20 protein-coding genes are annotated in these 21,021 nt (G+C 62.5%); 6 read left to right on the forward strand and 14 right to left on the reverse strand.

Annotated features, from left to right (window positions below):
• Positions 1 to 87: 87 nt before the first annotated feature.
• Complete coding sequence (gene mscL, locus ACM9HJ_RS20855) at positions 88 to 498, forward strand: large conductance mechanosensitive channel protein MscL (RefSeq protein WP_416573685.1); 411 nt, start codon at positions 88 to 90, stop codon at positions 496 to 498.
• A 177-nt stretch (positions 499 to 675) separates the two neighbouring features.
• On the opposite strand, the gene ACM9HJ_RS20860 is transcribed toward mscL, so the two are convergent.
• The 5 genes from ACM9HJ_RS20860 to ACM9HJ_RS20880 form a co-directional block, all read right to left on the reverse strand.
• Positions 676 to 1,479 (reverse strand): inositol monophosphatase family protein, encoded by an 804-nt coding sequence (locus ACM9HJ_RS20860; RefSeq protein ID WP_416573686.1) that lies wholly within the window; start codon positions 1,477 to 1,479, stop codon positions 676 to 678.
• Positions 1,476 to 2,795 (reverse strand): GTPase HflX, encoded by a 1,320-nt coding sequence (gene hflX, locus ACM9HJ_RS20865; protein ID WP_416573687.1) that lies wholly within the window; start codon positions 2,793 to 2,795, stop codon positions 1,476 to 1,478. The genes ACM9HJ_RS20860 and hflX overlap by 4 nt, the downstream gene beginning before the upstream one ends.
• A 1-nt stretch (position 2,796) precedes the next feature.
• The gene (gene hfq / locus ACM9HJ_RS20870; RefSeq protein ID WP_054167448.1) at positions 2,797 to 3,048 is read right to left on the reverse strand and encodes an RNA chaperone Hfq; all 252 of its coding nucleotides are present in this window, start codon (positions 3,046 to 3,048) and stop codon (positions 2,797 to 2,799) included.
• A gap of 86 nt (positions 3,049 to 3,134) precedes the next feature.
• Positions 3,135 to 3,848, reverse strand: a complete 714-nt coding sequence (locus ACM9HJ_RS20875; RefSeq protein WP_416573688.1) for an HAD family hydrolase — start codon at positions 3,846 to 3,848, stop codon at positions 3,135 to 3,137.
• Positions 3,845 to 4,714 carry a D-amino-acid transaminase gene (locus ACM9HJ_RS20880; RefSeq protein WP_416573689.1) on the reverse strand — a complete coding sequence of 290 codons (870 nt, stop codon included), beginning with the start codon at positions 4,712 to 4,714 and terminating at the stop codon, positions 3,845 to 3,847. Before ACM9HJ_RS20880 ends, ACM9HJ_RS20875 begins: the two co-directional genes overlap by 4 nt.
• Before the next feature lie 142 nt (positions 4,715 to 4,856).
• Between ACM9HJ_RS20880 and ACM9HJ_RS20885 the strand changes: the two genes are divergently transcribed.
• The gene (locus tag ACM9HJ_RS20885) at positions 4,857 to 5,447 is read left to right on the forward strand and encodes a phosphatase PAP2 family protein (RefSeq protein WP_416573690.1); all 591 of its coding nucleotides are present in this window, start codon (positions 4,857 to 4,859) and stop codon (positions 5,445 to 5,447) included.
• Between the two features lie 31 nt (positions 5,448 to 5,478).
• A complete protein-coding gene (locus tag ACM9HJ_RS20890; protein ID WP_416573691.1) occupies positions 5,479 to 5,997 on the forward strand; it encodes an RBBP9/YdeN family alpha/beta hydrolase in 519 nt (172 codons plus the stop codon).
• Here the strand turns inward: ACM9HJ_RS20890 and ACM9HJ_RS20895 are convergent.
• The 6 genes from ACM9HJ_RS20895 to ACM9HJ_RS20920 form a co-directional block, all read right to left on the reverse strand.
• Positions 5,992 to 6,999, reverse strand: coding sequence for an acyl-CoA desaturase (locus ACM9HJ_RS20895; protein WP_416573692.1), 1,008 nt, complete (start codon positions 6,997 to 6,999; stop codon positions 5,992 to 5,994). The two genes, ACM9HJ_RS20890 and ACM9HJ_RS20895, sit on opposite strands and share 6 nt — an antisense overlap.
• Before the next feature lie 10 nt (positions 7,000 to 7,009).
• Positions 7,010 to 7,342 (reverse strand): metalloregulator ArsR/SmtB family transcription factor, encoded by a 333-nt coding sequence (locus ACM9HJ_RS20900; RefSeq protein WP_416573693.1) that lies wholly within the window; start codon positions 7,340 to 7,342, stop codon positions 7,010 to 7,012.
• A 103-nt stretch (positions 7,343 to 7,445) separates the two neighbouring features.
• Positions 7,446 to 8,822, reverse strand: a complete 1,377-nt coding sequence (gene trkA, locus ACM9HJ_RS20905) for a Trk system potassium transporter TrkA (protein ID WP_416573694.1) — start codon at positions 8,820 to 8,822, stop codon at positions 7,446 to 7,448.
• Positions 8,823 to 8,835: 13 nt separating this feature from the next.
• Entirely contained in the window at positions 8,836 to 9,063 is a 228-nt protein-coding gene (locus ACM9HJ_RS20910) for a type II toxin-antitoxin system HicB family antitoxin (protein ID WP_416573695.1), read from the reverse strand.
• A 243-nt stretch (positions 9,064 to 9,306) separates the two neighbouring features.
• A complete protein-coding gene (locus ACM9HJ_RS20915; protein WP_416573696.1) occupies positions 9,307 to 10,710 on the reverse strand; it encodes a sigma-54-dependent transcriptional regulator in 1,404 nt (467 codons plus the stop codon).
• Positions 10,711 to 10,716: 6 nt separating this feature from the next.
• The gene (locus ACM9HJ_RS20920; protein WP_416573697.1) at positions 10,717 to 13,005 is read right to left on the reverse strand and encodes an ATP-binding protein; all 2,289 of its coding nucleotides are present in this window, start codon (positions 13,003 to 13,005) and stop codon (positions 10,717 to 10,719) included.
• Positions 13,006 to 13,265: 260 nt separating this feature from the next.
• Here ACM9HJ_RS20920 and ACM9HJ_RS20925 point away from each other — a divergent pair, with 260 nt between their 5' ends.
• On the forward strand, positions 13,266 to 14,183 hold the full coding sequence (locus tag ACM9HJ_RS20925; protein ID WP_416573698.1) for a winged helix-turn-helix domain-containing protein: 918 nt from the start codon (positions 13,266 to 13,268) through the stop codon (positions 14,181 to 14,183).
• A gap of 14 nt (positions 14,184 to 14,197) precedes the next feature.
• Positions 14,198 to 15,667 (forward strand): hypothetical protein, encoded by a 1,470-nt coding sequence (locus ACM9HJ_RS20930; RefSeq protein WP_416573699.1) that lies wholly within the window; start codon positions 14,198 to 14,200, stop codon positions 15,665 to 15,667.
• Between the two features lie 209 nt (positions 15,668 to 15,876).
• Here ACM9HJ_RS20930 and ntrC read toward each other — a convergent pair whose 3' ends face one another.
• From ntrC to dusB, 3 genes are read right to left on the reverse strand one after another with little or no spacing between them, the layout of a single operon-like run.
• The gene (gene ntrC, locus ACM9HJ_RS20935; protein WP_416573700.1) at positions 15,877 to 17,325 is read right to left on the reverse strand and encodes a nitrogen regulation protein NR(I); all 1,449 of its coding nucleotides are present in this window, start codon (positions 17,323 to 17,325) and stop codon (positions 15,877 to 15,879) included.
• Positions 17,326 to 17,328: 3 nt separating this feature from the next.
• Positions 17,329 to 18,438, reverse strand: coding sequence for a two-component system sensor histidine kinase NtrB (locus ACM9HJ_RS20940; protein WP_416573791.1), 1,110 nt, complete (start codon positions 18,436 to 18,438; stop codon positions 17,329 to 17,331).
• Positions 18,439 to 18,446: 8 nt separating this feature from the next.
• A complete protein-coding gene (gene dusB, locus ACM9HJ_RS20945) occupies positions 18,447 to 19,463 on the reverse strand; it encodes a tRNA dihydrouridine synthase DusB (protein ID WP_416573701.1) in 1,017 nt (338 codons plus the stop codon).
• Positions 19,464 to 19,715: 252 nt separating this feature from the next.
• On the opposite strand from dusB, the gene ACM9HJ_RS20950 reads away from it, so the two are divergent.
• Positions 19,716 to 20,948 (forward strand): PQQ-dependent sugar dehydrogenase, encoded by a 1,233-nt coding sequence (locus ACM9HJ_RS20950; protein WP_416573702.1) that lies wholly within the window; start codon positions 19,716 to 19,718, stop codon positions 20,946 to 20,948.
• Positions 20,949 to 21,021: the final 73 nt, after the last annotated feature.

Below are 21,021 nucleotides of genomic sequence, written 5' to 3' on the forward strand. Positions count from 1 at the left end.
ATGCTGCTTTTCCAGGCAAGGGCCATCGGGGCCGGCCTGTTGGTCCGTGCGACTCAACCGGTCGCACTTTATGGGAACGGGGAACCCATGCTGAACGAATTCAAGACCTTCATCAGCCGCGGCAATGTCGTGGATCTGGCTGTCGGTATCATCATCGGTGCGGCCTTCACCGCCATCGTCACCTCGCTGGTGAACGACATCCTGATGCCGCCCATCGGCTATCTCATGGGCGGGATCGACTTCTCCGACTATTTCGTCAGCCTGTCGGGCGGGGAATATCCCACGCTGAAGGCCGCCAAGGATGCGGGCGCCACGACGCTGAATTACGGCCTGTTCATCAATGCGGTGATCAAGTTCTTCATCGTCGCCTGGGCCGTGTTCATCCTGGTCAAGCAGGTGAATCGCTTCAAAAAGAAGGAAGAGGCCAAGGTGGTGGAGCCGACGAAGAGCGAATTGCTGCTGACGGAAATCAGGGATCTGCTGAAGGCGAAGGAGTAAGCGCCACCTTGCCTCCCCCGCGAAAGTCTGGGCTGTGAGGGTTTCAGCAATATCTACCGTCGCCCCGGCGAAGGCCGGGGCCCAGGTCGTAGAGCGAAGCACTTGTCACTTGGGCCCCGCTTTCGCGGGGAAAGCGGGTAATTCATGGCACCGGGGTCGGCCCCATAGCCCGCAACGTTACGGAAACAGCAGCCGCCGCAAATCCGTCCATGTCGGCTGGTCGCCGGCCAGCAGGATGCCGCCGGTGACATCGCCGGGACCGTATGGGGTGCCGTCCAGCTTGGCGACCAGGCCGCCGGCCTCCGCATAGGCCAGGGCGCCGGCGGCGTGGTCCCATGGCATGGTGCGGTTATAGAGCGCGAACTGGCCCTGACCGGTCAGCAGGTTCAGGTACTCGTGCGCCGCACAGAACAGGCGGTAGGTGGAGGCGAAATGCGGGCGCAGCGTCTCCAGCCGCTTCTTCTCGTCCGGCGGAAAGAATTTGGTGGAGAGAGAGCCGCGCAGGGATAGCGTCGGACCACCGGGAAGCGCCTTCAGCCGCTCGCCGCCCATCCACGCCCCCTGCCCGACTTCCGCGATGGCCATGCGGTTGCCGATCGGATCATAGATCCAGCCGGCCACCGTCTTGCCCCCCACGGCCAGCGCCAGCAGCACCGCGAAGACCGGGCGGCCATTGGCGAAATTGCTGGTGCCGTCCACGGGATCGATGATCCAGACCGGATCATCGCCGGCGGTGATGCGCGACAGGATCGCGGGGTCGGCGGCGCACGCCTCCTCCCCCACCACCAGCGATCCGGGTAAGAGGTCGGTGAGGCGGGCGGTCAGCACGCGTTCGGCCGCCTCATCCGCGATGGTGACGAAATCGCCGGGGGATTTCTCGCGGATGTCGCCCTTGGCCAGGGCGCGGAAGCGGGGCACGATCTCCGTCGCCGCCACCTCACGGATGATGGCGGCGACCTTTTCCGGATCGAGAAGGCTCATGATGCGAAGGCCTGTTCTCGCGCGCGGTAGGGGAAACGGTCCTGGAAGCGCGCCAGATCGGCAGGGTCCAGGCCAACCCGCAGATGTGCCTGTTCCTCATCATCCTCACGCGCCAGCACCTCGCCCTTGCCATAGAGCCAGGCGATGGCGGCACCGTCGGTGATTTCGATATCGATCTCCACCACCTCCCGGCCCGCCACCATGCGGCGGTCGATGGCGTCGAACAGGGTGTCCAGGCCGGAACCGGTCAATGCCGAGATGGCGATGCCGCCATTGCGGCGGGCTTGGCGCAGCAGGGTCTGCTGATCCTCCTCGCCCAGCCGGTCCAGCTTGTTCAGGACCTCCATCACCCGCTCGTCGCTGTCGACCTCGATCCCCAGGCCCTTTAGCACCGACTCCACGTCGGCCTTCTGCGCCTCGGTATCGGGGTGGGAGACGTCGCGGACATGCAGGATGATGTCGGCGGCCATCACCTCCTCCAAGGTGGCGCGGAACGCTTCCACCAGCCCGTGCGGCAGGTCGGAAATGAAGCCCACCGTGTCGGACAGGATGATCTTGCGGTTCGACGGCAGCATGATCGACCGCATGGTCGGATCCAGCGTCGCGAACAGCAGATCCTTGGCGAAGACATCCGCCCCGGCCATGCGGTTGAACAAGGTGGACTTGCCGGCATTGGTGTAGCCGACCAGGGCCACCACCGGATAGGGCACCTTCTCGCGGGCCTTGCGGTGCAGGCCACGGGTGCGGCGTACCTCCTCCAGCTCGCCCTTCAGCTTCACGATACGGTCGCTGATCAGCCGGCGATCCATTTCGATCTGGCTTTCACCGGGACCGCCCAGGAAGCCGAAGCCGCCGCGCTGCCGTTCCAGGTGGGTCCAGGAGCGGACAAGGCGGGAGCGCTGATAGGTCAGGGCCGCCAGCTCCACCTGAAGCTGACCTTCGCGCGTGCGGGCACGCTTGCCGAAGATTTCCAGGATCAGGCCGGTGCGGTCGATGACCTTGGCCTTCCAGTCGCGTTCCAGGTTGCGCTGCTGGATGGGGGTCAGCGGCTGGTCGACGATGACCAGGCCGATCTCCCCGTCCTTGATCAGCGCAGCCACCTCCTCCACCGCGCCGGTCCCCAGCAGGGTGGCCGGGCGCGGGCGGGTGACGCGGATGGCGCGGGCATAGACGACATCAACCTCGATGGCGGCCGCCAGACCCACCGCCTCTTCCAGGCGGGATTCGGGGTCGCGGGCGTCGTTCCGGTCCTCGGGCAGGACCGGATGCAGGACGAGGGCGCGGGTGGGTGACCCGCGCCCCTCGTTATTACTCAACTCAGTCGTGGTCGGTCTCCTTGGCCGGCGGGTCGAACAGCTGGATCGGATGCGCCGGCATCACGGTCGAAATGGCGTGCTTGTACACGAGCTGCGAATGCGCATCGCGACGCAGCAGCACGGAGAAATTGTCGAACCAGGTGATGATGCCCTGCAGCTTCACGCCGTTGACCAGGAACACGGTCACCGGGGTCTTGCTCTTGCGGACGTGGTTCAGGAACACGTCCTGAACGTTCTGGGATTTTTCTGACATTGGAGCAGCCTCGCTTATGCTCAGGTTTTTGGGGCACCCATCCGACGGGGGCCCAAGTTTGCACAGGATATCCGACAATCGCCCTTTCAGCCAACAGTGCGGATATCCGTCGATATGGTAGCAGCAATCCTAGCAGCCAAGGATGAAATCGCCGCACACCCCTCTAGACATAGCGCGGGGGGAAAACGGCCTAGGCCGTCGCCGACATGCGGCGTGTCGCCCACCAGGATGGGGGTCAGGCCGGTGCGATGCGCGATTTCCATGTCCACATCCGCATCGCCCACGAACCAGATATCGGGGCCGGGTTCGAAGCCCATGGGCTTCAGCGCCAGATGCACCGGCGCCGGGTCCGGCTTGTCCGCCACAGCGTCGGTGGCGCCGACCAGCGCATCGAACAGCGGCGTCCAGCCCAGCATGTCGGCCTCTGCCCGCAGGAAGCGGCCGGTCTTGTTGGAAACCACACCCAGCCGGATGCCCAGCCCATGCAGGGTGCGCAGCATCTCCTCCGCGCCCGGCAGCACATCAGTGAATTGCAGGTGGTTTTCCTGGAAATGCGCATAGAAGATGTCGCGCGCCATGGGCCACTCCTCCCCGAAGATTTCGGGGAAACTGTCGCGCAGCGACTTGCGCACGCGGCCGTAGCTTTCCTCCAGCGTCCATTCCGGCAGGGAGAAGGCCCGCAATGCCGCGTTGATCGAGGCATGGACGCAGCGCCAGTTGGTGATCAGCGTATTGTCCCAGTCGAACAGCACCGCGCGGGGCACACGGTCAAAGGGCGGCTTCAGGATATCGATTGTCACTTGATGCTCGCAGGGTCCGGGGTGCCGACATGGTCCATATAGGCCTGGCGCAGGCGGCGGGCCAGCGGGCCGGGCTTGCCGTCGCCCACCGGCTTTCCATCGATGCGCGTCACCGGCAGGGCGAAGGTGCTGGCGCTGGAGATGAAGGCCTCCCGCCCCGCCAGGGCTTCGGCCACGGTGAAGGGCCGTTCCTTGTACGCGATTCCCAATTCCCGCGCGCATTCCAACAGCGACAGGCGGGTGATGCCGTTCAGGATATCGTTGCTGGGCTGACGGGTGACCAGGGTACCATCGGCCGTGACGATCCAGGCGTTGGACGAACAGCCCTCCGTCACGTAACCGTCGGGATCCAGCTGCCAGCCTTCGAACGCCCCGGCCTCGAATGCCTTCTGCTTGCCCAGCACCTGCGGCAGCAGGGAGACGGACTTGATATCGCGGCGCAGCCAGCGGATGTCCGGCATGGTGATCACCGACACGCCCTTTTCCAACAGCGATGCCGGCTGGAACGCGGTGCGGCGGCAGGTCAGGACCAGCGACGGGGCCGGGTCCTTGGGGAAGCGGAAATCACGGGGGGCGGCGCCGCGCGTCACTTGGATATAGAGCAGGGCATTGTCGGCGCGGTTGCGGCGCACGACCTCGCGCATGATGAAGCGCAGGGTGGCGGGCTTCACCGGCCAGGGGATCGACAGTTCGTTCATCGACCGCGCCAGACGGGTCAGGTGCCCTTCCTCATCCGCCAGCTTGCCGCCGACCACCGTCACCACCTCATAGACGCCGTCGGCGAACTGGAAGCCGCGATCCTCGATATGGATCGACGCCTCGCCATGCGGGAGGTAGCGGCCATTGACATAGGCGATGCGGGGCATGGGTGCGGTTCCACCGGTGATTGGGGACGAAAGATGTCGCCCGGATGCGGGGGAATGGTCAAGGGACCAGCAGCGCGACGCATTGACCAAGGTGGCCTCTCCGGCGGATGCTGATGGCAAGGAAGCCGTTCATGGGGATGAGATGCGGACGCGACACCCTATCCTCCTGACAGCCGGGATCGGCGTACCGCTGCTGACCCTGGGCGCCATCCTTGCCGATCCGGTCATTGCCGCATCGCCGACCCAAGAGCTTTGGGTGACGGTGGCACTGGGCCATCTCGTCCACTGGCTCGACCTGCTGACCGGCAAGAAATTATCGCTGTCGGGTCCGGTGATCGTGCTGGCGGCTTTGGCCATCAACATCTGGCGCAAACAGGCCCGCTTCAGGGGGCCGATGATCTATGTCGGCCTGACCCAGCTGCTGTCGGCCGCCATCGCCGACCTGTCCAAACCGCTGTTCGAGCGCAAGCGGCCGTTCCAGACGGAGGTAGACATCTGGTTCGCGGGACCGGATTTCGGGTCCTTTCCCTCCGGCCATACCGCCTTCTATTTCGGCCTGTTCGTTCCGCTGGCAATGCTGTTCCCGCGCTGGACCCCGGCCCTGCTGGTGATACCGGTGCTGGTCGGGGCGGAACGCATCCTGTCGCATGACCATTACGCCACGGATGTCGCTGCCTCGATCCTGCTGGTATTGATCATGGCCTGGGTGCTGCGGCCGATCGCGCGGCGCTGAACCGGTATTATAACAACTCCGTGAGGTTCCCATGCCAAAGCCCCTTGCCATCATTCCCGGTATCGGCGGGTCGGGAGAGGCGCATTGGCAAAGCCATTGGCAGACGGGCGATCCGCAGACCCGGCGGCTGGACGTGCCGGATTGGGACCGACCGGATCTGGGCGACTGGATCGCCGGGCTGGACCGGCTTGTGGCCGGGTTCATGGAGCCGCCCTTGCTGGTGGCGCACAGCCTGGGCTGCCTGCTGGTGGCGCATTGGGCCGGCCGCGCGCCGGTGGCGGGCGCCCTGCTGGTCGCCCCGCCCGATCCGTCAGGGCCGATATTCCCGGCCGAGGCGGCAGGGTTCGGGCCGGTGCCCCGGCGCCCCCTGCCCTTTCCCGCCATCGTCGTGGCCAGCAGCGACGATCCCTATGGCAGCATGGCCCATGCCGAGGGGCTGGCCGCGGCCTGGGAGGCGGAACTGGTCATGGCCGGAGCACTAGGGCATATCAACGGGGCCAGCGGGTTGGGCGATTGGGTGTGGGGTCGGCAGGTGTTGGGACGGCTATAGCGGTATGGCCGTGCGGCGGCTCAACCCGACATCACCATCGGTCAAGGTCCGCCACGCCATACCCAGCCGTCGCGCGATGGGGCACCCTGGCGGCTTGGTTCGCGCCACCCGACGCAGGGCCGCTCGGTGGGGCATGATGTCCGGGGTGATGATATCCCAGGCCAAACCCAACCGTTCGAACCCCAGGATCAGCCACCAGCCCAGGTCGACCTCGCCGTCATGCAGGCCGAGGCGTGCCGATCCCGGATAGGCGTGATGGTTGTTGTGCCAGCTTTCACCCATACTGATCAGCCCGGCCACCTTGACATTATAGCCCTGGACCGAGGCGCCATCGACCAGGAAGCTCTGGTCCCCTTCCCGGTGCGCGTAATGGCCGACCAGCCAATGGCCGGTGACGCAGACCGCCACCCGCGCGCAGATGCCCCACACCACCCAGGGCAGGCCGCCGATCATGAAGAACAGGATAACCCAAGGCAGTTGCTGCGCCATCCAGGTCCGCTCCATCCATTCATAGAACCGGTCCCCGGCCAGCCGCGGTTCCAGCCGGAATTGTGGCGGCCGGTCTAGTTCCAGCGAACAATGCAGCTGTCGCCAGCCATCCAGCCAGAACCCGGCGCGGTGGGCGAAATAATCGTGGCAGGCGGGCTGGCGCTGCGCCCAATCACGCATGTCATGGATGCGGATCATGCCAATGGGACCCGACATGCCCACCAGCACGCCAAGATAGACGCAGAGATATTCAAGCCAGAGCGGGCACTGGAAACTGCCATGGATCAGCCGCCGGTGCATGCCGACCGAATGGCCCAGGCACAGGGTGATCGCACAGGTGACCAGGAACAGGGCGAAGGCGCCCCAGGTGAAGAAGGGCCCGCAAAGCAGCAGCGCCGCCAGGGTCATCGCCCCGATCCACAGCGACTTTCGCGGCGCCCAGCGGACATGGCCGGCGGCCGGGTCGCTATCGGGTTGCGCAATGATCCGTTCCGAACCGGCAACGAGCCGCATAACGCTACCCCTATTCCTCGGGTTGGTTGGGTCCGGCCCGTTTCGCCCGCCCGATCTCGGCACTTTCCCGTTTCAGGGGCAATGACACCGGGCACAGGTTCTGCACGAAGCCGTTCAGGGTATTGACCAGATTGTCGCGCACCAGGGCGTAATGGACGAACTGGCCGCGCTTCTCGCTTCGCACCAGCCCGGCATTTTCCAGCACCGCCAGATGCTTGGAAATGGCCGGTTTGGTCATGTCGAACCGTGCGGCGATCTCCCCCGCCGTCAGCTCCGCCTCGGCCAGATAGGCCAGGATCTTGCGGCGTGCGGTGGAGGCCAGGGCTTCGAAAATCTTGTCCATGAGTGCTTTCGTATTTAGCTTATTAGTTAAATATCTATCTGATTAGCTATGCTTGTCAAGCGGCTGTTTGCCGTCCGATGGGTTTGGGGGAATGTCTCAGGGATCAGAAGAATTCCAGCCGCACGGCGAACATCTTCTCCACCTTCTTCACCTGCCCGACCTCGGCCAGGATGATCACCCGATCGTTGGGTTTGATCACCGTGCTGGGGCGCGGGATGATCACCTTGCCCGCCCGCACGATGGCGCCGACGATGATGCCGACGGGCAGGCGGATATCCTTCAGGGGCGTGTTGATCAGGGTGGAGGTTTCCAGCGCTTCGGCCTCGATCACCTCGGCGAAATTCTCGCGCAGGGAGTGCACCGCCTTGATGCGGCCGCGCCGGACATGCTGGAGGATGGAGGAGACGGTGATCGACCGCGGGCTGACCACCGCGTCGATGCCCAGCGGCAGGACCAGCGGCTGGTACGTGGTCTTGTTGATCAGGGTGATGGCGCGCTTGCAGCCATTGCGCTTGGCCAGCAGGCTGGCCAGGATATTGCCCTCGTCGCTGTTGGACACGGCCACCACGGTTTCCGAGGCGCCGACATTGGCCTCTTCCAGGATGGTGGGGTCCAAGGCGTCGCCATGCAGGACCATGGTGCGCTTCAGCTTCTGTGCCACATGGGTGGCGCGGCGGCGATCGACCTCGATGATGCGGGCCGACACGCCGGGCTGGTTCTGCTCGATCTCCTCCGCCAGGCATAGGCCGATATTGCCGCCACCGACGATGATGACGCGCCGGGCCTGACGCTCCTCATGCCCGAAGGCGGCCATGGCGCGGGCGACATGGTTGGTGTCGGCGACGAAATAGACTTCGTCGCCGGGCAGCATCTGGTCATTGCCGCCGGGGATGAATTGCTGGTCGCCGCGGATGATGGCCACCACCTCGATCGCCAGATCGGGGAACAGGCCCGTCAGTTGGCGCAGCGGCGTGTTGATGATCGGGCAGTTCTGCGAACAGACGACGCCGATCACCTTCACCAGCCCGTCGGCCAGCGGGATCATGTCGAAAGCACCGGGGACCTGAAGCCGGCGGGAGATGGCACGCGCCACCTCGATCTCCGGGGAGATGATGACGTCGATGGGCAGGTGCCCCCGCGAAAACAGGTCTCGCCAGATGGGTTGGAGGTAGGATTGGTGGCGCACGCGGGCGATCTTGGTCGGCACGCTGAACAGGCTGGCCCCCACCTGGCAGGCCACCATGTTCACCTCGTCCGCGAGCGTCACGGCGATCAGCATGTCGGCATCCGCCGCCCCCGCCGCCTCCAGCACATTGGGGTGCGAGGCGAAGCCGACCATGGCCTGGACGTCCAGCGTGTCGCTGATCTTCTGGATCAGTTCGGGCGACTGGTCGATGACGGTGACATGGTTGCCCTCCGACGCCAGATATCGGGCGATATTGGACCCGACCTGGCCAGCACCACAGACGATGACTTTCATTGAGAGTTACCTGTCAGGCGGCCGATTGAGGGCGGTAGGTGGGGGCGGGAAGCATGCGACCCCGGTCCAGGGCGGATTCAAGCCAAGCGGTCATGGCGATCGTGATCTCATGGGCGGCTTCCTCCGGTGTTGCACCGTGGGCCGAACAGAAGCGCAGGTCTGGAACGTCTGCAATCCAGCATTCATCCTCATCCGCCCAGAACAGGTTGATATGGTAACGCCTTATCAGGGCTTCTTCCATGGTCGAGACCCTCACCCGGATGAATGAAGAACGACAAAGTACCACAAACCTGCCTCCCCCGCGAAAGCGGGGCCGCTGCGAAACTCGTGGGCACTATCGTTGCCGCTCTCTCTACCGTCACCCCGGCGAAGGCCGGGGCCCAGATCGTAGAACGACGTGCTTGTCACTTGGGTCCCGGCCTCCGCCGGGATGACGGTAGATGCGGTGGAGAAGGTTGAGGCCCGTCACCACTGCGTCGCCCCCTCACTCCACCAGCTTCAGCCCGTTCTTGTCCGACCCGTGCACGCCCAGCGATTTCAGCTTGCGGTGCAATGCTGAGCGTTCCATGCCCACGAAGCTGGCGGTGCGGGAGATGTTGCCGCCGAAGCGGGTAACCTGGGCCAGAAGGTATTCGCGCTCGAACACCTCGCGCGCCTCGCGCAGGGGCAAGCCCATGATCTCCCCGCCCTTCTCCCACTTGAGAACGGTCGGCGTGATGGCGCCGATCTCTGGGGGCAGCATGTCGGCGCGGATGGCCTCCGTCGGGTCGGCGGCGACCATGATCAGCAGCCATTCCACCGTGTTGCGCAGCTGGCGGATATTGCCGGGCCAGTCATAGGCCTGCAAAGCGGCCATCGCATCCTCGCCGAAGACACGGATGGGCAGGCCGGCGGTTTCCGCCGTGCGTTGCATGAAATGGCGGGCCAGCATGGGGATATCCTCCCGCCGCTCCCGCAGCGGCGGCATCTTCAGCGGCACCACCGACAGGCGGTAGAACAGGTCCTGGCGGAACCGGCCTAGTTCGATCTCCGCCGTCAGGTCGCGGTTGGTGGACGCGATGACGCGGACATCCACCTCCACCCGCGACGTGCCCCCCACCCGCTCGAACGTCTGTTCCTGAAGCACGCGGACGATCTTGCCCTGGGTTTCCAGTGGCATATCCGCCACCTCGTCCAGGAACAGGGTGCCGCCATGGGCCTGTTCGAAGGTGCCGACCTTGCGGCCCCCGCCTTCGAACCCGTGCTCGGTGCCAAACAGTTCCACCTCCAGCCGGTCGGGCCGCATGGTGGCGCAGTTCAGCGCCACGAACGGGCCGTCATGGCGGCGCGACTTGGCGTGCAGCATGCGGGCGACCACTTCCTTGCCGCTGCCCGGCGGGCCCGAGATCAGGACGCGGGAGCCGGTTGGGGCGACCTTTTCCACCGAATGGCGCAGCTGGTTCACAGGCAGCGAGCGGCCGATCAGGTCGAAATCGGCACCGACGCGCACCCGCAGCTCACGGTTCTCGCGCCGCAGCCGGGCGGCCTCGATGGCGCGTTCGACCAGCAGCAGCAGGCGGTCGGCCTTGAACGGCTTTTCGATGAAATCATAGGCGCCGGCCTTGATGGCGGCGACAGCGGTTTCGATATTGCCATGGCCGGAGATCATCACCACCGGCACGTCGGGATGGTCGCGCTTCATCTCCGCCAGGATCTGCAACCCGTCCAGGCGGCTACCCTGCAGCCAGATATCCTGGATGATCAGGCTGGGCCGGCGGGCGGCCACGGCGGCAATCGCCTGGTCGGCATCCGCCGCCTCCCGCGTCTTCATGCCTTCATCCTCCAGGATGCCGGCGATCAGCATGCGGATGTCAGCCTCGTCATCGACGATCAGAATGTCGTGCGCCATGTCTTCTCAACCCCTCCGCGCGTCCGCGGTGTTCATATCCGGAATGACCGTGGCCGTGGGTGCAATGTTGCGCGGCAGGACCAGTGTGACACGGGCGCCACCGCCCGGCCGGTCCTCCAGCAGCAGCGCGCCGCCATGGTCTTCCATGATCTTTTTCACGATGGCGAGGCCAAGGCCCGTGCCCTTGGCCCGCGTGGTGACATAAGGCTCGGTCAGCCGGTCACGTTCCTCCGTGGTCGGCAGACCCTTGCCATTATCTTCAACCGCCAACAGGACCCGTTCATCATCCACCTGGATGCGGGCCGTGATTTCACCGGGCACTTTTTCCGTGCCTTCCGGCGTATCCTCCAACCGGCCTTCGATGGCTTCGCCGGCATTTTTCAACAGATTGGTCAGCGCTTGGCCGATCTGCCGGCTGTCGCACACGGCGACCAGGGGCGCGTCGGGCATTTCGCAATTGAACTTGATGGATGAATAGGCGCTGGCCTGGAGCAGCACCGATTGCCGCGTCAGGTCCTGCATGGCCGTCGGCTTCATCACCGGCTGCGGCATGCGGGCGAAGGCGGAAAACTCATCCACCATGCGGCCGATATCATCGACATGGCGCACGATCGTGTCGGTCATGGCCTTGAACGTATCGGGATCGCTGTTGATTTCCTTCAGATACTTGCGGCGCAGGCGCTCCGCCGACAGCTGGATCGGCGTCAGCGGGTTCTTGATCTCATGCGCGATGCGCCGCGCCACATCAGCCCAGGCCGCCTTGCGCTGCGCCGACAGCAGTTCCGACACATCATCGAAGGTGACGACATAGCCCTTCACCTCCCCACCCACGATCTCGGCGGCGACGCGCACCAGCAGGGTTTTCTGCTGTCCGCCACGGCGGATCTGCACCTGGCTTTCCACCTGCCGCCCGCTGCGCCGGCGGATATTGCCCATCAGCTCGTCCAGCTCCGGCACCACCTCCAGCAGGTCGCGGCCGATCAGCGAGGATGGGTCGCCCACGGACAGAAGGTTGGCGGCGGACAGGTTGGGCAGATTGATGACCCCGTTCTGGTCCAGGCCCAGCACGCCGGCCGACACGCCGGCCAGCACGGCTTCGGTGAACCGCCGCCGCAGGTCGAGCTGGCGGTTGGCCTCCACCAGCTCCGTGCGCTGGCTTTCCAGCTGGCTGGTCATGCGGTTGAAGGCGCGGGACAGGGTGACCAGCTCATCCTCCGGCTCCAGCCCGCTATCGGGCACGCGGGCCGTCAGGTCGCCGGCGCGGATACGCTCGGCCGCCGCGATCAGGGAGGAGATGGGGGCCACCAGATATGTCGCGAAATTCAGGCCCAGCCAGATGGCGGCCAGCAGCAGCAGCACGGCCACGCCCACGAAGATCACCGCCATGCGGGTCTGCAGCGCGAAACGCTGCTCCTCCATATGGCGGTATTCCTGAACGGCACTCTGCGTCACATCCATGTGTTCCAGCACGCGGCTTTCCACGGGCCGGCCGATGAACAGGAACCGGTCGAAATCCTGGTCCAGCAGGACGATGGCATTCACCCGGTTGCCGCCCTCGCTGACGATCAGCACCACCTCGCCCTTGCGGGCGCGCTCCAGATCCTCGGCATGGACGGTGGTGAAGTCGAAGGCGAAGCCCAGGCCGAACACGGCCGTCACCTGGCCCGTGCCGTCGAAGATCACCGCCTCCGTCACATTGCGCATCAGCGCCTGGGACTGGAAATATTGCCGGAAGCGCGGCGGGTCCCAATAGATGTTCAGCGGCAGGCGGGCCAGATCGTTGCGCATCACCTCCGCATCGCGCGACAGGGTCTGCTGATGTTCCTTCAGATAGCCTTCAGCCACCGCCAGGCTTTCATCCACCACCAGCCGCACGCGGTCGGAGAACCAGCTTTGCAGGCCGACATAGAAGAACAGGGCGGAGAAGATGGCCATGATGATGGCCGGCGCCACCGCCAGGATGGAGAAGACGGCCACCAGCCGCATATGCAGGCGCGACGCCGCCAGACCCTGCCGCCGTTCCACCCACAAGGCCACGATGCGCCGCGCCACCACGGCCCCCAGCAGCAGCAGCAGCACGCCATCCAGCGTCAGCAGCAGCATCAGGGTGTTCTGGTCGACGGCGACGGGCAGCGTCTCCGTGAGTGCTGCATAGGTGGCGGCACCGGCGGCCAGGGCCGCGACGATCAGGACGATGCCGGCCATGGTGGACAGATGCCGCCCGCGCGACCAGCGCACAATGCGCCGCCAGAGCCCATCCGACCGGGGCGCCATGCCGGGTGCCGTCACACTCATGCGGGGGCACCGGCGGGGGAAGGAATGGCTTGTGACAATCCGGAACGGGGCAAAGCGGGTGCCTTGGGCTGACGGGGCCTGTGAGGCGATACTGTTACCAGAAAGCTACACAGGACGCCAGCCCGCAACGTGATAAAGCTGCAACAGGGTGTGGTGGGACGCGCATCCTTCATCGCTCGACACCATGCCAGCAGTAAGGCATAGTCGTTCCCCGTTATGCGTTCCCATCGGGCACGGGATACTAGCAATGGCTGAATATCTTGGATTCTTACCTTAACATCGCTGAAACGGTCCTTCGATTCGCCCGGCGCCCGCTAACAGCTCGGGAAATACTTGAACTGGCCTATACGTCAGAGATTGTCCCTTCCCAACTTCATGGCAGAACGCAGCACAAAACAATAGGCGCCCGCCTAAGCGAAGATATTTTATTACATCGAGAAAGAAGTGTGTTTTTCCGAACGGAACCGGGTCGCTTTTTCCTTCGAGAATTTTTAACTGACACCTCTCTTCCTGAGCGATTTCGTACTCCGATGATAGCACGTCGGAGAGCCCGCGAACTGCAGAGGGGAACAGCGTTGGCATTTTCACCTCAAGCCCTTGATAAGTTTAAAGGGTCTGCATTGACACGCGATTCAGTGTTACCGCTGCTGCAGTCCAATGAAATTCATTACACTTCAGATGTAAATCATAGAGATAATGATGAGATTGTTGTATGGTCCTTTGTGATGGTAGTACGAGATGATTGCGTACTAACCTATCGACACGGACGATATCGAGAAGGTCGCGACGCTTTTCTCAAGCGGCGATCTTTAGGTTTTTTTGCACCTATCATCGATAAAGATTTAGACTTATTTGGCAGACATGATCACGGTATAATTTCGAGCGGATTAAAGATCATTACAATTGATCTTGATTTACCATCGGAGATCACCTTTAGAGATGGAAACGACTTAGATTCAGATATCGACTATTTCCTTCTCTATAAGGAGGAAAATAAACCCAGGGATTTGCTTGCAATTATTCGATTTGAATGCCCAGAATGGTTCGACCCCGTGAGTCGAAGACTCGCCATTAATGATCTAAACTGGATGAATCTCAGGAATCCGGTTAATCATATTGAAGACTTCGACCCTTGGTCGCAGTCCGTATTACAGCATGCACAGAAAGCCTCGTCCTAAATTAATGGTGTGTCATGCCCCCGCCAGTAAAAGGATATATTTCTGATCAAGAAGCATCCTACATTGGGCTATTGCTTCAAAATATGGACCCTAGAGGAAAGGAAAACGCCCTAGAGCGTCTATGCTCTTACTATCGCAATGGCTTTCGACTCAGAAACCCCCATTCAGTTCAGCAAACCCTCAATGGCTTACTTTATAGCCTCGATGCCAGCGTTAGGCGATGGACTCTAAATGCAATTGCTCTGATCGGTATTAAACGCGACAATCTACAAGCCACTCTTGAAGCGATCGAAAGAGATCGCGGTAATGAGGATATTCTTGGCGCAGGAATAGCTGCGCTGGTTGCTCTTACTCAGCCAGATGATGTCGTTGGGCTCCTTGGGGGAATTGGTATAGCATTAGAAGGAGCTGCATTGCTCGCAGCAGCTCAGCAAACTACTTCATATAATTCAAAGCTTGCGGCCAAAAGAATAAATATTAACTGCGCTAGTGAATCTGAGTTGCGCTTAGCATCTGTTTTAGTAGGATTAAACAAGGCACCAGAACATTTATTTGATTTATCGCATGATAATAAAACAATAATTGGGGCCCTAAATAGCCATCATGATCCAATTGTTGCCCAGTATTCGGTTTGGTCTATCTGTGAAAACCCAAGATTTAGCGTACTAGATTTGGGTGTTAAGCTTACGGATATCGAGCGCCTACCTGACAATGTCCGTGGATATGTTTTGCGTCTAATTACCGCCAACGCAGAGATCGCCGAGAAGAATCGAGAATACCTTACCGTCGGCGCTCAAGATCCGTCAGAAAAGGCCCGTCAGGGCCTTGCCACCGGAATGTTAAATACATATTTTTCTGGCTTAGAACAAATAACAGTTGATTGGCTTGGGATGGAAAATTCACAAGTAATAAAAGACAACTTACTTGACCATATGGCCACACATGCTGATCGATGTCGAACTTATCACGATGCGGTGGTAGAAGCGTACAAATCCTCCGGTGCTGGATCTTTAATCCGCCATCGCCTGGAAGCTGCTGCTGCTAAAACCTCCGCTTATGCAGAACTTAAAAGAATTTCCATAAGAAGTGAAACATTCAGTCTTTTCGGTGAAACTGAACCAATGGGAGCGAGAATCGTGAACCAATTCAATGCTCAAAACATGAACATAGGTGCAGTTACGGGTGACAATGCCAACATCAAAAGCGCTGTTGGTGCAATCCAAAACAACTCAAATGGCGCACAAGAGGCGCTATCTATACTTGAAAAAATTCTCTCTAAATCCTCACTTACAAATAATGAAATTTCACACGGCAAAAATTTAATCGCTGAAGCTCAGAAAAATCCATCCAAAGGCACTTTAGATAAAGTGGTTAGCTGGATGAAAAAAGCTAAAGATGGCACAGGATATGCCCTTTCCGCCAGTCAGGATTTTCAAGAACTTTGTGATAAGTTAGTTGAAATATCCTCAAACATCCTCTCCTGATGCTTGCGGTCTGTTTCATTCCAATGAGAAACTATTATCATCTCACCTTTCGTCATCTCTACGATAAGCTGGGACCGAAGAACTAGACGCCCGACCTTGCGGCTGCTTTGATATAAGCAGCTTCGAGGCTTAATCCTGTGGCCCATGGGTCCCGGCTTTCGCCGGGATGACGAGGAAAGAAAAAGGGGGGGATTGTGGGCCGGAAGGCCCTACTTCAACCCCCTCACCACCTGAATATCCAAATCCCTGATCTTCTTCCGCAGCGTATTGCGGTTCAGCCCCAGCATATGCGCCGCCTTGATCTGGTTGCCGCGTGTCGCGGTCAGGGACAGCGACAGCAGCGGCCGTTCAACCTCGCGCAGGATGCGGTCATAGAGGCCCGCCGCCGGAATACCGTCCTTATGCGCCGCGAAATATTCCCGCAGGTGGCGTTCGACCGCCGCCGACAGGCCCTCGTTCACCGGTTCCTGTACCGGGGCCGCGGCCGGGTTGGCTTCGGCCAGTTCGGTGTCGATGACGTCGAGGCTGATCACCTCCTGCGAGTACAAGGCCGCCAGGCGCTGGACCATGTTTTCCAGCTCGCGGACATTGCCCGGCCAGCGATAGCGCTTCAGCCGGTCCATGGCGGCGTTGTCCACCGTCTTGGCCGGCAGGCCCTGCTGGGCCGCCTGGTTCAGGAAATGGCGGACCAGAGCCGGCACATCCTCCGTCCGCTCGCGCAGCGGCGGCAGGCGGATGGGCACGACGTTCAGGCGGTAGAACAGATCCTCGCGGAACAGGCCCTGGCGGATCAGGGTGCGCAGGTCGCGGTGGGTGGCCGCGACGATGCGCACATCGGTCTTGATGGGCGTGCGGCCGCCGACCGTCGTGTACTCGCCTTCCTGCAACACGCGCAGCAGGCGGGTCTGCGCCTCCAGCGGCATGTCGCCGATCTCGTCCAGGAACAGGGTGCCGCCCTGGGCCTGTTCGAACCGGCCGGTGGAGCGCATGGTGGCGCCGGTGAAGGCCCCCTTCTCATGGCCGAACAGCTCGCTCTCGATCAGTTCGCGCGGGATGGCGGCCATGTTGATGGCCACGAACGGGCCACCCCGGCGCTTGCCGTAATCGTGCAGCGCCCGGGCCACCAGTTCCTTGCCGGTCCCGCTCTCGCCCGTGATCATCACGGTCAGGTCGGTGCCCATCAGGCGGGCCAGGACGCGGTAGATCTCCTGCATGGCCGGCGACCGGCCGATCAGGGGCAGCGCCTCCTCCTCCGCATCCTCCACCGGGGCGGGGGTGGCGGGGGTGGAGGATGCCGGAACCGAGAGGGCCTTCTGCACGATGGCCATCAGGTCCTTCAGGTCGAAGGGCTTGGGCAGATAGTCGAACGCGCCCCTCTCCGCCGCCTTCACGGCGGTCAGCAGGGTGTTCTGCGCGCTCATCACGATGATGCGCAGGTCCGGGCGCAGCTTCTTGATGCGCGGGACCAGGTCGAGCCCGTTCTCGTCCGGCATCACCACATCGGTGATGACCAGATCGCCCTCCCCCTCCTGCACCCACCGCCACAGCGTGGCGGCGTTGCCAGTGGTCTTCACCTCATGTCCCAGGCGGGCCAGGGCCTGGGTCAGTACCGTCCGAATGGCCCTGTCATCATCCGCAACGAGAATAGTTGCGCCCATTTTTTAGGCACCCTCTCCGTGACCACGCTTATCGGTAACCGGCAGGGAAACCTTGAAGATCGTGCGCCGCGGCACGGACTCAAAGTCGATGACCCCACCATGATCACCGATGATCTTGGCAACCAATGCAAGACCCAGGCCGGTTCCGTTCATCTTCGTCGTGACAAAGGGATCGAACAGGTTGGCGCGGATATCTTCAGGTATTCCAGGGCCGTTATCACCCACGCAAACCAGCAGCGGCAGCTGCATCCGGCTGTCCGATCCGGACACGGCCAGACGCACGCCATGCTGGTACGCCGTGGTCAGCAGGATCTCGCCGCCCTGCTCCGGACAGGCCTCCGCCGCGTTCTTCACCAGGTTCAGGAAGACCTGCACCAGCTGATCCCGGCTGCCCAGCACCGGCGGCAGCGAAGGGTCGTATTTCTCGATGAAGCGGATATGGCGGGCAAAGCCGGTCTGGGCGATGCGGCGCACATGTTCCAGCACGGCGTGGATGTTCACCGCCTGGCGCTCCAGCGGGCGGCCATCGGTGAACACCTCCATCCGGTCCACCAGAGCCACGATACGGTCCGCCTCGTCACAGATCAGACGGGTCAGGATCTGGTCATCCTCGCTGGCATTTTCCTCCAGCAACTGCGCCGCCCCCCGGATGCCGGACAGCGGGTTCTTCACCTCATGCGCCAGCATGGCGGCCATGGCGACGACGGAGCGGGCAGCACCGCGATGGTTCAGCTGCTTGTCGATGCGGCGCGCGATGGAGCGTTCATGGATGGTCAGCACCACGAAATCCGGCGGGTCGCCCAGGGGGGCCGCCTGCATGGTCACCGAATGCGGGCCGATGCGTGCGGTTTCCACCGAGACACCATATTCGCACACCGTGGCATGGGTGATCCGGGCCTGGTCCAGCAGCGCCAGGACGGGGCTGTCCTCCGGGATCAGCTCCGTCAGTTTGGTGCCCAGGACACGGGTGGCGGAAACATCGAAGAATTCCTGGGCTTCCAGATTGATGAAGCGGATCAGCCCCTCGCCATCCACCACCATCACGGGGTCGGGCAAGGCGGCCAGGATGGAGGTCGGGTCGATATCCGCGCCGATGCGGCGGCCGGCCGGCATCCGTGCCATCAGGCGGCGATCCGTTCGGTGACGCCGCGATCCAAGGCGGCGGAATAGAAGGCGATGATCTGCTGCTTCATCTTTTCCGGGTCCTCCGTGGTCATGATCTGATGGCGGTAATCGGCAGAGCCGTTCATGCCCTTGGAATACCAGGCGACATGCTTGCGGGCGATCTTGATGCCGGCATCCACGCCATAGTGCGCCAGGATGGCGTCGTAATGTTCCAGCACCGTCTGCATCTGGTCGGCCAGCGGCGGGTCGGGCAGCTTCACCCCGGTGCGCAGGTAATGCATGACCTGGGAAATGAACCAGGGCCGGCCATAGGTGCCGCGTCCGATCATGATGCCGTCGGCCCCGGATTCCTCCAGGCAGCGCACGGCATCATCGAAACTGTTGATGTCGCCATTGGCGATGACGGGGATCTTCACCGCCTCCTTCACCTGGCGGATGAATTTCCAGTCGGCGGTGCCGTTATACATCTGGCAACGGGTGCGGCCATGGATGGTCAGCATCTGGATGCCGCATTCCTGCGCGATGCGGGCCATGTTGGGGGCGTTCAGATTGTTGGCGTCCCAGCCCTTGCGTGTCTTCATCGTCACCGGAACGGAAACGGACTTCACGGTGGCTTCCATGATGCGGCCGGCCAGCAGCTCGTCCTTCATCAGGGCAGAACCGGCGAAGCCGTTCACCACCTTCTTCACCGGGCAGCCGAAATTGATGTCGATGATATGGGCGCCGCGATCCACGTTCAGCTTCGCCGCCTCGGCCATCACCTCAGGCTCGCACCCCGCCAGCTGCATGGAGATCGGCGCTTCGTCCAGGTGCCATTCGGTCTTCAGCAGGCTTTCGCGGGTCGCACGGATCATCGCCTGGCTGGCGATCATCTCCGACACGACGAGGCCGGCACCGGTGCGCTTGACCAGCCGGCGATAGGGCATGTCGGTGACGCCGGAAAGCGGCGCCAGGATCACCGGGTCATCGATACGGACCGGACCGATCTGAAGGGGGGCAAGCGGCTTGACCATGGGACTGAACCTTGAACCTGGGTCCGGAATTTGCACACTAATCAGGCAATTTTCACGGATGCATCAAATTTAGGCACAGAGCTTAACACAGGTCCGAAAAAACGCAATATTCAGCGCCGCATGGCGGTTTTCCCGTGGGAACAGGGGCTCCCGCAATCTCGCCAATCCCCTTTCGCGAACAATGGCCAGGAGACTATTCTGGTACCGATGAGGGATGGAGGGGGCGTCCATCCGGGAAAGGCGGAGAGATACATGCCGGCGCGCTATCTGGGATGGTTGCTCGCCGGCCTGTTGGTCCTGCATCCGCTGACGGCGAACGCGAAGCGGCAGCCCATCAAGCCCGCCGGCACTTGCGACGGGCTGCCACGCGTTACCTTGACCGTCACGCAGGGCTGGTGCATCGGCCTGCTGGTCAAGGGGCTGGTCAGTCCCCGCGGCCTGGCGGCACTGCCGGACGGCAGCATCCTTGTCGCCGACCTGCATGGCTGGAAGCCGAAAGGCGGCTCGCTGTACCGGCTGCGGCGCGTGGACGGGGAGGTGCGCAAGGAAAAGCTGTTCGACAAGCTCGACCGGCCCAACAGCGTCGTCCTCGGGCCCGACGGCAAGGTTTATGTCGGCGAGCCGAACCGGCTGTTCCGGTTCGACCCCACCCACCCCGACCCGGTCCAGGAGGATGTGATCGGCGGCACGTCCGGCACCCCCGGCCTGCCGGGTACCGGCGACCATCCGCTGGCCAGCTTCATTTTCACCAGTGACACCCGATTGGTGGTGAATGTCGGGTCGGCATCGAACAATTGCGAGCCGGATCAAGGACAAACCCAACGGGGCCTGTCCTGTCCGGAAGCGGAAGGCCGCGAGGCGCGGGGCGTATTAAGGCTCTATCGCTTTGACCGGCCCGGCGGCCGGATCACGGGTTGGGACACAATGGCGCGGGGCCTGCGCAACTCAATGGCCCTGGCCCTCCATCCCAGCGGAACCCTGCTGCAGGGCGAGAATTCCCGCGATGATATCGACCGGGCCGATCCGTCCCTGGATGGCGACGCGCTGCCCCATGACGAATTGAACCTGATCCAGCAAGATGGCGACTATGGCTGGCCCTATTGCTTCGACAATAACCGGCCCAGCCCGGAATTCCCCCGGGCCAGATGTGCGGACCGGAAAGCGCCCTTGCTGCTGCTGCCCGCGCATTCGGCTCCGCTGGGCATGATCTACAACACCATGACCATCGCGGGACGTGGCCGGTTGTCGCTGCTGGTCGTTGCGCTGCATGGCTATCATGCCAACGGCCATCGGATCGTCGGGCTGGAGGTCGATCCGACGGGTAAACCCTACGGCATGCCTTTCGATCTGGTCGGGGACCGGCACGGAACAGCTGACATACCGATGGGCGGCCCTGTGTCGCTGGGACCGCTCGCCGAGGGTGGCCTGGTATTCAGTGACGAGCGCAACGGCGCCGTCCTGGTCCTGCGCCCCGATGTCCGGTGATGGGCGCAGGCAGCGCAAAGGGGCATGCCGGGTTCGTAACGGCATGGCTTGCCTGCCGTCCAAACCATTGGCG

Source organism: Niveispirillum sp. KHB5.9, assembly GCF_048066115.1.
Taxonomy (GTDB): domain Bacteria; phylum Pseudomonadota; class Alphaproteobacteria; order Azospirillales; family Azospirillaceae; genus Niveispirillum.

What these genes read in the sequence shown, in the direction of transcription:
- mscL (WP_416573685.1), top strand. Translation starts at nt 88, where the DNA reads ATGCTGAACGAATTCAAGACCTTCATCAGCCGCGGCAATGTCGTGGAT.
- ACM9HJ_RS20860 (WP_416573686.1), bottom strand. Translation starts at nt 1,479, where the DNA reads ATGAGCCTTCTCGATCCGGAAAAGGTCGCCGCCATCATCCGTGAGGTG.
- hfq (WP_054167448.1), bottom strand. Translation starts at nt 3,048, where the DNA reads ATGTCAGAAAAATCCCAGAACGTTCAGGACGTGTTCCTGAACCACGTC.
- ACM9HJ_RS20880 (WP_416573689.1), bottom strand. Translation starts at nt 4,714, where the DNA reads ATGCCCCGCATCGCCTATGTCAATGGCCGCTACCTCCCGCATGGCGAG.
- ACM9HJ_RS20885 (WP_416573690.1), top strand. Translation starts at nt 4,857, where the DNA reads ATGCGGACGCGACACCCTATCCTCCTGACAGCCGGGATCGGCGTACCG.
- ACM9HJ_RS20890 (WP_416573691.1), top strand. Translation starts at nt 5,479, where the DNA reads ATGCCAAAGCCCCTTGCCATCATTCCCGGTATCGGCGGGTCGGGAGAG.
- ACM9HJ_RS20895 (WP_416573692.1), bottom strand. Translation starts at nt 6,999, where the DNA reads ATGCGGCTCGTTGCCGGTTCGGAACGGATCATTGCGCAACCCGATAGC.
- ACM9HJ_RS20900 (WP_416573693.1), bottom strand. Translation starts at nt 7,342, where the DNA reads ATGGACAAGATTTTCGAAGCCCTGGCCTCCACCGCACGCCGCAAGATC.
- trkA (WP_416573694.1), bottom strand. Translation starts at nt 8,822, where the DNA reads ATGAAAGTCATCGTCTGTGGTGCTGGCCAGGTCGGGTCCAATATCGCC.
- ACM9HJ_RS20910 (WP_416573695.1), bottom strand. Translation starts at nt 9,063, where the DNA reads ATGGAAGAAGCCCTGATAAGGCGTTACCATATCAACCTGTTCTGGGCG.
- ACM9HJ_RS20915 (WP_416573696.1), bottom strand. Translation starts at nt 10,710, where the DNA reads ATGGCGCACGACATTCTGATCGTCGATGACGAGGCTGACATCCGCATG.
- ACM9HJ_RS20920 (WP_416573697.1), bottom strand. Translation starts at nt 13,005, where the DNA reads ATGAGTGTGACGGCACCCGGCATGGCGCCCCGGTCGGATGGGCTCTGG.
- ACM9HJ_RS20930 (WP_416573699.1), top strand. Translation starts at nt 14,198, where the DNA reads ATGCCCCCGCCAGTAAAAGGATATATTTCTGATCAAGAAGCATCCTAC.
- ntrC (WP_416573700.1), bottom strand. Translation starts at nt 17,325, where the DNA reads ATGGGCGCAACTATTCTCGTTGCGGATGATGACAGGGCCATTCGGACG.
- ACM9HJ_RS20940 (WP_416573791.1), bottom strand. Translation starts at nt 18,438, where the DNA reads ATGCCGGCCGGCCGCCGCATCGGCGCGGATATCGACCCGACCTCCATC.
- dusB (WP_416573701.1), bottom strand. Translation starts at nt 19,463, where the DNA reads ATGGTCAAGCCGCTTGCCCCCCTTCAGATCGGTCCGGTCCGTATCGAT.
- ACM9HJ_RS20950 (WP_416573702.1), top strand. Translation starts at nt 19,716, where the DNA reads ATGCCGGCGCGCTATCTGGGATGGTTGCTCGCCGGCCTGTTGGTCCTG.